Consider the following 10,150-nt stretch of genomic DNA (forward strand, 5'->3'; position numbering starts at 1 on the left):
CGGGGCGGGGCGGGCCCATTTCTCCGCGCCGGGTCCCTGGGCGTTTCAACCACCGCGTTAGGGCGCCCACCTTTAGGGGGGGGCGCCCTTCGGGTCTTCCGTGAGAGCCTGTGTCATATCCCCGGTCGGATCAGCGTGCGGCGTCTGGTGCGTGCGATCGCAAGACGCCGGAGCGCCCTCGTGGCGGAGCCACATGGGCGTTTCGGCAACGCGGCGAGCGTGCGTGCCAGACGTCGCACGCCCGGCCGGGGATATGACACAGGCTCTGACCGTGCGCGTCAGCCGTTGGCGGCCAGGACGCCCTCGGCGTCCAGGGTGGCGCCGACCGCCTGCAGCACAGAGGCGATCTTGAAGGCTTCCTGGATCGTCTCGCGGTCCACGCCCGCCTTGCGGAGCACCTGCTCATGCGAGTCGAGGCACATTCCGCAGCCGTTGATCGCGGACACGGCCAGCGACCACAGCTCGAAGTCGGCCTTCTCCACGCCCGGGTTGCCGATGACGTTCATCCGCAGCCCCGCGCGCAGGTTGCCGTACTCCGGGTCGGACAGCAGATGCCGGGTCCGGTAGAAGACGTTGTTCATCGCCATGATGGCGGCCGCCGACTTGGCGGCGGTGTACGCCTCCGGCGAGAGGTTGGCCTTGGCCTCCGGCTCCAGCTCGGTCAGCACGCGCGCCGAACGCGACGCGATCGCGCAGGCCAGCACGGTGCCCCACAGCCGCTGCCGCGGAAGCTCCGAGTTGCCGATCACCGAACCGAGGTTCAGCTTGAGGTCCTTGGCGTAGTCCGGCAGCGCGGACTTGAGCTCATCGAGTGCCATGGCGAATCAGCTCACTCTCCGGAGAGGAGGGCCACCGGGTCCAGGGTGTCCTCGCCCTTGCTCCAGTTGCAGGGGCACAGCTCGTCGGTCTGCAGGGCGTCCAGCACCCGCAGGACCTCCTTGGGGTTACGGCCCACGGAACCGGCCGTCACCATGGTGAACTGGATCTCGTTGTTCTGGTCCACGATGAACACGGCGCGCTGCGCGAAGCCGTCCTCGCCCTCGACGCCGCAGTCGCGCATCAGCTCGTGCTTGGAGTCGGCCAGCATCGGGAACGGCAGGTCGCGCAGGTCCGGGTGGTCCTTGCGCCAGGCGTGGTGGACGAACTCGGAGTCGCCGGAGACACCGAGGATCTGCGTGTCACGGTCGGCGAACTCGTCGTTCAGCTTGCCGAAGGCGGCGATCTCGGTCGGGCACACGAAGGTGAAGTCCTTGGGCCAGAAGAACACCACGCGCCACTTGCCCTCGTAGGACTTGTGGTGGATCTGCTCGAACTCCTTGCCGCTCTCCAGCGACACGCAGGCGGTCAGGTCGTACTGGGGGAACTTGTCACCGACGGTGAGCACGGACACTCCTTGCAGCTTTTGCGTAGGAAGGACCCGGTCATCCGGGTTTTCCTGGGGTTGGACGGTCCTACCTTGGCACAGAGTGCATTGATCAGTGAAATAGCTACACTCGGTGGGGTTGATTGGAGGTGGCTATCAGTGGCCGCATCACCCACACCGCCCGGCAAACCGCGCCAGCCGAGCATTTCCCAGCTCAGGGCCTTTGTCGCGGTCGCGGAGCAGCTGCACTTCCGCGATGCCGCGGCCGCCATCGGGATGAGCCAGCCCGCGCTCTCGGGAGCCGTCGCGGCGCTCGAGGAGACACTCGGTGTCCAGTTGCTCGAGCGTACGACGCGCAAGGTGCTGCTCAGTCCGGCGGGGGAGCGGCTGGCGGTGCGTGCACGCACCGTGCTCGAAGCGGTCGGGGAGCTGCTGGAGGAGGCCGAGGCGGCGCGGGCGCCGTTCACCGGTGTGCTGCGGCTCGGGGTGATCCCGACCGTGGCGCCGTATCTGCTGCCGACCGTGCTGCGGCTGGTGCATGAGCGCTACCCCCGGCTCGATCTCCAGGTGCACGAGGAGCAGACCGCCTCGCTGCTGGACGGGCTGGCCCACGGCCGTCTGGATCTGCTGCTGCTCGCGGTGCCGCTCGGCGCGCCCGGGGTGGTCGAAATCCCGCTGTTCGACGAGGACTTCGTCCTGGTCACACCCCGGGACCACTGGCTGGGCGGGCGCGATGACATCCCCCGCGAGGCGCTCAAGGAGCTGGATCTGCTGCTGCTCGACGAGGGCCACTGCCTGCGCGACCAAGCGCTGGACATCTGCCGTGAGGCGGGCCGCACCGACGGCACCCCGGTGACCACCAGCGCCGCCGGGCTCTCCACCCTGGTGCAGCTGGTCGCGGGCGGACTCGGGGTGACGCTGCTGCCGCGCACCGCGCTCCGGGTGGAGACCGCGCGCAACGACCACCTGGCCACCGGCGACTTCGCGGATCCGGCGCCCGCCCGTCGGATCGCCCTGGCGATGCGGGCGGGCGCGGCGCGCACGGAGGAGTTCGAGGCGTTCGCGGAGGCGCTGCGGGAGGCGCTGCGGCCGCTGCCGGTACGGGTCGCCCGGACCTTCTGAACACATCATCGGGGGCCGGTCCGCCCGAACATGCCACCGGGGGCCGTTCCCGCAGGTGGGAACGGCCCCCAGTGGCGGTCAGCAGAGGGAGCTACTCCGTCCGTAGCCCCTCCGGCCGCATCATCCGCCACAGCGGCGGCAGGCTGACCAGGGTCACCAGCAGGATGACCCCGCCGCCGATGCCGGTCATGGTGGCGAGCCCGGACCAGTCCACGGCCAGCGGCTGGCCGACCATCTTCAGCAGCATCACCCCCAGCGCCAGCCCGCCCGCGATCGACAGCGCCAGGCCCAGCACCACCGGGACCGCGGTCTGCCACAGCACGGACCAGCTGAGCGTGGTGCGCCGGGTGCCGAAGGCGACCAGGACGGACAGCAGCCGCTTGCGCTCGCGGAGCTGCTCCAGAGTGGTCACGATCATGCTGGCCCCGATGAGCAGCAGGGTCGCGGCGGCGCCGATGAACAGGGCCTTGCGGATGGCCTGGAACTCATCGGACTGCGAGGTGCTGGAGAGCCGCATGACATCCATCGCCGGGGAGAGCGCCGCGCTGGTGTTGCGTACGTACTCGACCCCGTCCGGGACCTTCGGGTCCAGCCGGATCATGGCCGCCGCGTTTGGTTTCGCCAGCTTGGCGACGTCGAAGGCACCGGGGGTGGCGAAGATGCCGGTGCGCTCATTGCCGATCGGGTCCCGCCGGGACTTCACCACCTTGGCCGAGCGGGGAATCGTCCACAGCTTCTTGTGACGCAGGTCCGGCATGCCCTCGTCGTCGAAGGTGAGATTGACCTGGGCGCCCGGCTTGGCGAACTTCTCGCCGTCCTCGTAGTAGTCGGGCGGCATCTCGACGAAGAAGGTGTCGCCGTTCTTGCAGCTGGTGATGCGGACCACCTCGCGCAGTGAGGGGCAGTCGGCGACGGTGAGGGACTCTTCCGGGGCCGTCGACGGGCCGTCCTTGCTGTGGTGCAGAGCGGAGACGTAGCCCTCGGTGACACCGAGCATGTCGCGCACGCCCTTGGTCGCGCGGTACCGCTCGAAGGCGTCGCGGGCCTGGTCGCCGTTGCTCACCGGGACGTTCGCCATCAGCTGGGCGCGGTGCGGGTCCTGGCCGGTTTCCTCGGTGTCCTGGGACTGCACGCTGGCGAAGAGCATCTGGAGCGCGAGGGCCCCGGCGACGGCGACCGTGATGCCGCTGACCGCGCGCGAGGCGGTGCCGCTGCTGAGCTGGAGCCGGCGGGTGGCGAGCTGCCAGGGCACCGAGCCCCTGCCGCCGAACCGTTCCACCACGGCCTCGACGGCCCAGGGCAGCAGCGCGGTGATGCCGATGAGCAGCAGGACGGCACCGGCCGCGGCCTGGTACGCCTTCATGTCGCCGCCGCCTCCGCCGCTGCCGGCCCCGAAGCCGCCCGCGAGCGGCAGCAGCAGGCCCATGCCCAGCAGCGGCAGCAGCAGCCGCCACCACAGACGCCGGCGCTTGGGCTTGGCGTTCCGGACGACGCCCAGCGGCTCGATGGCGATACCGCGCAGGGCGATCAGCGTGACCATGACGGCCGAGGCGGGCACGGCCGCCGCGATCACCAGGGCGAGCGGGGCGCTCGGCACGATGTCGGAGGCGAAGAAACTGATGCCCCAGACGTCGACGCCGCCGACCAGCTCCCGCACCAGCAGGAACAGCCCGCCGCCGACGGCGAGCCCGAAGAGTGAGCCGAAGAGCGACTCACCGGCGGCGATCCGCCGGGTCATATGGATGTCCGCGCCGACCAGCCGCAGCGCGGCCAGCCGCCGGTCGCGCCGCTCACCGCCGAAGCGGGCCGCGGTGGCGATGAAGATGAGCACCGGCAGCAGCAGCACCACACAGCCCACGATGATCAGCAGCAGCAGCGCGGGGTCCAGGGGCTCGTCCTTGCCCTTTTTCTTCGCCGGGCCCCAGTGGTCGATGTGGTACTCGGAGTTGACGTTGTCGAACGCCTTCTGGGAGATCCCCGCGTAGTAGGTGAGTTGGCTCGGGCCGGACAGGCCGCTGTCGCCGATCACCCCGATGCTGCGGTACGGGAACCGGTCCCGGAGCAGCTTGCCCTCGTCGGAGCCGAGCAGCTTCTTCAGCGCCGGGGACACCCACATCTCACCGGCGGCCGGTATCCGGTCGATGCCCGGCGGCAGGGGCGGTGTGCCCTTGCCGTCGGGGGCCATGGCCTTGCCCGAGATGTCCTGGTCGCGATAGTCGGTGCCCGCGTCGCTGAGGTGGAGCGTATCGGGGCCGGGCTTCACCTCGGTGTCCCCGAAGCTGAGCGCGGAGCGGGCGTCGCCCCGCTCGTTGCGCTGCTGGTACATGTTGGGGACGGAGGAGGCCAGCAGCAACAGCGCCACCCCCAGGCCGACGCCCACCGCCGTCATGATCGTCCTGGCCCAGCTCTCCCGGCCGCCGGTGACCGCGAACCGGCCGCCCATGGCCAGATCGGCGGCCCAGCGGGCGACGGAGACGCGGGAGCGGGACTCCTTCGCCGGGGCGTCCTGGCCGCTCATCGGACCCCCGCCATATCGCGGGCCTTGCCGTCGCGGACGACGACCTCGCGGTCGGAGTAGGCGGCGACCCGGGCCTCGTGGGTGACCAGCACCACGGCGGTACGGGACTCCCGGGCGGCCTCGGTCAGCAGCTCCATCACCCGCTCCCCGTTGAGCGAGTCCAGCGCACCGGTCGGCTCGTCGGCGAACAGCACCCGCGGCCCGGTGACCAGCGACCGGGCGACGGCGACCCGCTGCCCCTGACCGCCGGAGACCTCACCGGGACGCTTGTGCGCCACATCGGCGACCTCGAGCCGCTCCATCCAGGCCGACGCCCGGGTCTCGGCCTCCTTGCGCTTGGTGCCGTTCAGCCGCAGCGGCAGCGCGACGTTCTCCACACAGCTCAACTCGGGGACGAGCTGGCCGAACTGGAAGACGAAGCCGAACTCGCCGCGGCGCAGACCGCTGCGCTCGGCGTCCGACATGGCGGTCAGCTCGCGCCCGTTGTACTGGACGGAGCCGGAGTCCGGCTTCACGATCCCGGCCAGGCAGTGGAGCAGCGTCGACTTGCCCGAGCCGGAGGGGCCCATGACGGCGACGACCTCGCCGGGGTGGATGGAGAAGTCCGCACCGTCCAGGGCGGGGGTGTGACCGTACGTCTTGTGCAGGGACGTGGCGATCAGCAAGGAGCCTGCCGGGGTCATGAACGCACCGCCTTGGCGAGTTGGCCGAGGCGGGCGGCGGTGAGTTCCAGCCAGCGCAGATCGGCCTCGAGATGGAAGAGGGCGTGGTCGCAGATGAGTTGGTCGCTGAGGTCGCCGCCGTGCTTGCGCTGGGTCAGCTCGCGCATCAGCCGCAGATGTTCGGCGCGCTGGACGTCGAGGAGATCGGCCGCGTCGCGCCCGGTGAGCAGGGCGAGGACGACCTTGGTGTAGAGGACCGACTGGAGGTAGGGCTCGGGCTTCTCGGGCTGGGTGAGCCAGTGCTCCACATCGGTGATGCCCGCGTCGGTGATGGCGTAGCGCTTGCGCTCCGGGCCACCGCCGTGCTCGATGCCGTCGACCTCCACCAGGCCGTTCTTCAGGAGCCTGGACATGGTCGAGTAGACCTGCCCGTAGTGCAGCGGGCGGTCGTGTCCGAATCTTTCGTCGAAGGCTCGCTTGAGGTCATAACCGTGGCGCGGGCCGCCCTCGAGGAGTCCGAGCAGGGTGTGGCCAATTGACATGCCCAGCACTCTACACCATGCGTATACCTGGAGTGTATAGCCGCACTGTGAGGTGTGTTTCCGCAGGTCAGAAGGGTGCGGAAGAGGTCAGGGCCGGCGCGGCTCGCGGCCGGTGCCCTCCGGGCCCTCGGTGGGGCCCTCGCCCTCCGTGCCCTCGGCGGGTCGCCGCGCCGGGCGGCCCCGGCGTGGGATCGGGCGCGCCGCGCCGGGCAGCCGGCCCGCGTCCGCGAGCGCCTTGCGCAGCAGGAACTCGATCTGCGCGTTGGCGCTGCGCAGTTCGTCGTTGGCCCAGCGCGCGAGGGCGTCATGGACGGCCGGGTCGAGCCGCAGCAGCATCTGCTTGCGCTGCCGCGGCTGCCGTGCCTTCCGCTCGCTCTCGTCCGTCACTGGTACAGCGTGCCGGTGTTCAGAACGGGCTGCGGGGAGCGGTCCCCGCAGAGCACCACCATCAGATTGCTGACCATCGCGGCCTTGCGCTCCTCGTCCAGCGCCACGATCTCCTCCTCGGCGATCCGGGCCAGCGCCGCCTCGACCATGCCGACCGCGCCGTCCACGATCTGGCGGCGCGCGGCCACCACCGCGCCCGCCTGCTGGCGCTGGAGCATCGCGGAGGCGATCTCCGGGGCGTAGGCGAGGTGGGTGAAGCGCGATTCGATGATGCGGACCCCGGCCGCCTCGACCCGGGCGTGCAGTTCGATGGCGAGCTTCTCGGTGATCTCCTCGGCGTTGCCGCGCAGCGAGAGGGCGTCCTCGTCGTGGGCGTCGTACGGGTACTCGATGGCGATGTGCCGGACGGCGGCCTCGGTCTGGGTGGCGACGAACTCCAGGAAGTCGTCCACCTCGAACATCGCCTGGGCGGTGTCCTCGACCTTCCAGACGACGACCGCGGCGAGCTCGATCGGGTTGCCGTAGGCGTCGTTGACCTTGAGCACCGCGGTCTCGTGGTTGCGCACCCGGGTGGAGATCTTCTCCCGGCTGGTGAGCGGGTTCACCCAGCGCAGCCCGTCGGTGCGGATGGTGCCGCGGTAGCGGCCGAAGAGCTGGACCACCCGGGCCTCGCCGGGCGCGATGGTGTTGAGGCCGCACATGGTGAGGATCGCGGCGATGATCACCACGATGCCGGAGACGATCAGCAGCGTGGACAAGGTGCCCTTGTGCTCGGCGGCGACGGCGGCGCCCGCGAGGATCAGCCCGACACCGCCCGCGAGTCCGGCCAGGCCCCCGAGCAGGGCCAGTCCGCCGCTGACGTTGTGCGCGGGCCGCTCCCGGACCCGGGGCTCCGGGAGGGACGGTATGTCGGCCTGGCCGGTGAGGGCGTCGGTTGAGGTGGCGTCGGACATGGAGGGCTCCCCGCTTCGTTCGGTGGTGCGTCTAGCAAAGTGATAGCACATTATGGGCCGGTGGCAACCCTTGGCGCCCGTAAGCCGTCAGTTCCCTTGGAGCGGGTGCTTTTTGTCACCTTCGGAAAAAGCTTGATCGATGGGCATTTGATGGTTGTTGCGGTGTTAGCTTCATGAGCTGGCCTGGGGGCTTACGGACTGGAGCGGCGGGAGCGATGGGTAGAGCGGAAGAGCGACGCGCGCGGCAGCAGAGCGCTCGCAGAGCCAAGCGGGCGGCGAAGTCGGGGGGCATACGCCGCTTCTTCACCTGGAAGTGGCTGCTGGGGTATTTCCTGGGGCTCGGTGCGTTGCTCGTCGGTGCGTTCTTCGTCCTCTATCTGCTGGTGGAGGTTCCGCCTGCCAACGCCGCGGCCAAGGCGGAGGCCAACGTCTACAAGTACAGCGACGGCACGATCATGGCGAAGGAGGGCACGGTCAACCGCGAGTCGGTGCCGCTGTCCAAGATTCCCAAGAAGGTGCAGCACACCTTTGTCGCCGCCGAGAACAAGGACTTCTACGGGGACTCCGGCGTCTCGTTCTCCGGCACCGCCCGCGGTCTCATCAACACCGCGCTGGGCCGGGGCAAGCAGGGTGGTTCGACCATCACCCAGCAGTACGTCAAGAACTACTACCTGAGCCAGGAACAGACCGTCAGCCGCAAGCTGAAGGAGCTGGTGATCTCGCTCAAGGTCGACCAGCAGAAGTCCAAGGACTACATCCTCGCGGGCTACATCAACACCAGCTACTACGGCCGCGGCGCCTACGGCATCCAGGCCGCCGCCCGCGCGTACTACGACAAGGACGTCGAGGACCTCAGCGTCGCGCAGGGCGCCTATCTCGCGTCGGTGCTCCAGGCGCCCAGCCAGTACGACTGGTCGGCGGCGGGCCCCAACGGCAAGCGGCTGGTAAAGGCCCGCTGGAACTACGTCCTCAACAACATGGTCGAGAAGGACTGGCTGTCCAAGAGCGAGCGCGAGGGCATGAAGTTCGATGTGCCCATCGAGCCCCGCCCCATCCCGGGCCTCGACGGCCAGGCGGGCTACTTCATCAAAGCTGCCAAGGACGAGCTGTTCAAGGCCGGGGTGGACGAGAAGGAGTTCGAGGCCGGCGGCTGGACGGTCACCCTCAACATCGACAAGAAGAAGCAGAAGGCGCTGGAGAAGGCGGTCCGCACCGAGCTGACGTCCAAGCTGGACCCGAAGAAGCGCAAGGTCGACGGCGACGCTCAGGTGGGCGCGGTCTCGGTGGACCCCAAGTCCGGTGGCATCGTGGCGATGTACGGGGGCGCGGGCTACACCGAGCACTGGACCAGCAACGCCACCCGCTCTGACTACCAGCCCGCCTCCACCTTCAAGCCGCTGATCCTGGCCGCGGGGCTGGAGAACGGCGCCACCACGCAGGACGGCACCCCGATCACGGCGAGCACCATCTACGACGGCACCAGCAGGCGGCCGGTCAAGGGCTCGCTCACCGGCTTCGCCCCGCCGAACGAGGACAACAAGTCCTACGGCCCCATCTCCGTCCAGAAGGCCATGAACAACTCCGTCAACTCCGTCTTCGCGCAGATGGCGGTGGACGTGGGCCTGGACAAGGTGAAGAACACCGCCATCGACCTCGGCATGAAGAAGGACGCGGGCGGCTTCGATGTGCGCCCCGCGATGTCCCTGGGCGTGATGGGCGCCAGCCCGCGTGACATGGCCGGGGTCTACGCGACCCTCGACAACCATGGCAAGAAGGTCACCCCGGCGATCGTGAAGTCCGCCGAAAAGGGCGATGAGCGGCCCCAGTTGCCCGATCCCACCAACGGCCAGGCGATCAGCCGCGGCGCCGCCGACTCCGTCACCTCCGTCCTCACCGGGGTGGTCGACGACGGCACCGGCCAGGCCGTGCGGCAGCAGGGCCAGGCGGTCGCGGGCAAGACCGGTACCTCCGACGACAACAAGTCGGCCTGGTTCTCCGGCTACACCCCCGACCTGGTCACCTCGGTCGGCATGTTCGGCGAGTCGAAGAAGGGCGGCAAGCAGGTCTCGCTCAAGGGCACCGCGGGCGGCGGCCGCGTCAACGGCGGTGACTTCCCGGCCAGGATCTGGGCCGCGTACACCCAGTCCGCGCTGAAGGGGGACAAGGCCTCGAAGTTCGACCTGGACACCGACATGGGGGCGGCGGTCAAGCCGACCGCGCCGCCGAGTTCGAGCGACACCTCGGAGTCGCCGTCGTCCAGCGCGTCGGCGAGCGAGTCCGCCAGCGAGTCGCCCTCGTCGTCCCCGTCGGCCAGCGAGTCGGCGAGCGAGTCGGCGAGCGCCTCGTCGTCGGCGTCGCCGTCGAACGACGGAAGCTCCCCGAGCCCGCCCGACCCGTCGAGTTCGGCGTCGGGCGACGCCGAGGGTGGCGGCACCCTCCGCCGACAACAGCAGCAGTGACGGCCCGGTGGGGGCGCGCGGGACGGGCCCCCCCCCCCCGCCCCCCAGCGCCCCGCCCCCCCCCCCCCCCTTTCGGGGTAAGCGGTCCTGACGGGATTTGAACCCGCGGCCTCCACCTTGACAGGGTGGCGAGCACTCCAAACT

9 protein-coding genes are annotated in these 10,150 nt (G+C 69.8%); 2 read left to right on the forward strand and 7 right to left on the reverse strand.

Going from position 1 to position 10,150, the window contains the following annotated elements:
* Window positions 1-278 precede the first annotated feature (278 nt).
* Together ACFXB5_RS45905 and ACFXB5_RS45910 are read right to left on the reverse strand one after the other, a co-directional pair.
* Window positions 279-818 carry an alkyl hydroperoxide reductase gene (locus tag ACFXB5_RS45905; protein ID WP_385219939.1) on the reverse strand — a complete coding sequence of 180 codons (540 nt, stop codon included), beginning with the start codon at window positions 816-818 and terminating at the stop codon, window positions 279-281.
* Window positions 819-829: 11 nt separating this feature from the next.
* Window positions 830-1,384 carry a peroxiredoxin gene (locus ACFXB5_RS45910; protein WP_385219941.1) on the reverse strand — a complete coding sequence of 185 codons (555 nt, stop codon included), beginning with the start codon at window positions 1,382-1,384 and terminating at the stop codon, window positions 830-832.
* A gap of 138 nt (window positions 1,385-1,522) precedes the next feature.
* Between ACFXB5_RS45910 and ACFXB5_RS45915 the strand changes: the two genes are divergently transcribed.
* On the forward strand, window positions 1,523-2,485 hold the full coding sequence (locus ACFXB5_RS45915; protein WP_385219943.1) for a hydrogen peroxide-inducible genes activator: 963 nt from the start codon (window positions 1,523-1,525) through the stop codon (window positions 2,483-2,485).
* 91 nt (window positions 2,486-2,576) lie between these two features.
* Here ACFXB5_RS45915 and ACFXB5_RS45920 read toward each other — a convergent pair whose 3' ends face one another.
* From ACFXB5_RS45920 to ACFXB5_RS45940, 5 genes are all read right to left on the reverse strand, one after another.
* On the reverse strand, window positions 2,577-5,003 hold the full coding sequence (locus ACFXB5_RS45920; protein WP_385219945.1) for an ABC transporter permease: 2,427 nt from the start codon (window positions 5,001-5,003) through the stop codon (window positions 2,577-2,579).
* Window positions 5,000-5,686, reverse strand: a complete 687-nt coding sequence (locus ACFXB5_RS45925; protein WP_385219947.1) for an ABC transporter ATP-binding protein — start codon at window positions 5,684-5,686, stop codon at window positions 5,000-5,002. The genes ACFXB5_RS45920 and ACFXB5_RS45925 overlap by 4 nt, the downstream gene beginning before the upstream one ends.
* A complete protein-coding gene (locus ACFXB5_RS45930) occupies window positions 5,683-6,207 on the reverse strand; it encodes a PadR family transcriptional regulator (RefSeq protein ID WP_385219949.1) in 525 nt (174 codons plus the stop codon). The genes ACFXB5_RS45925 and ACFXB5_RS45930 overlap by 4 nt, the downstream gene beginning before the upstream one ends.
* An 87-nt stretch (window positions 6,208-6,294) precedes the next feature.
* Window positions 6,295-6,543, reverse strand: a complete 249-nt coding sequence (locus ACFXB5_RS45935) for a hypothetical protein (RefSeq protein WP_385219963.1) — start codon at window positions 6,541-6,543, stop codon at window positions 6,295-6,297.
* Between the two features lie 47 nt (window positions 6,544-6,590).
* Window positions 6,591-7,547, reverse strand: coding sequence for an SPFH domain-containing protein (locus ACFXB5_RS45940; RefSeq protein ID WP_385219951.1), 957 nt, complete (start codon window positions 7,545-7,547; stop codon window positions 6,591-6,593).
* A gap of 215 nt (window positions 7,548-7,762) precedes the next feature.
* Between ACFXB5_RS45940 and ACFXB5_RS45945 the strand changes: the two genes are divergently transcribed.
* The gene (locus ACFXB5_RS45945) at window positions 7,763-10,006 is read left to right on the forward strand and encodes a transglycosylase domain-containing protein (protein ID WP_385219953.1); all 2,244 of its coding nucleotides are present in this window, start codon (window positions 7,763-7,765) and stop codon (window positions 10,004-10,006) included.
* Window positions 10,007-10,150 lie beyond the last annotated feature (144 nt).

It is taken from the genome of Streptomyces sp. NPDC059455, from assembly GCF_042750115.1.
Taxonomy (GTDB): domain Bacteria; phylum Actinomycetota; class Actinomycetes; order Streptomycetales; family Streptomycetaceae; genus Streptomyces; species Streptomyces endocoffeicus.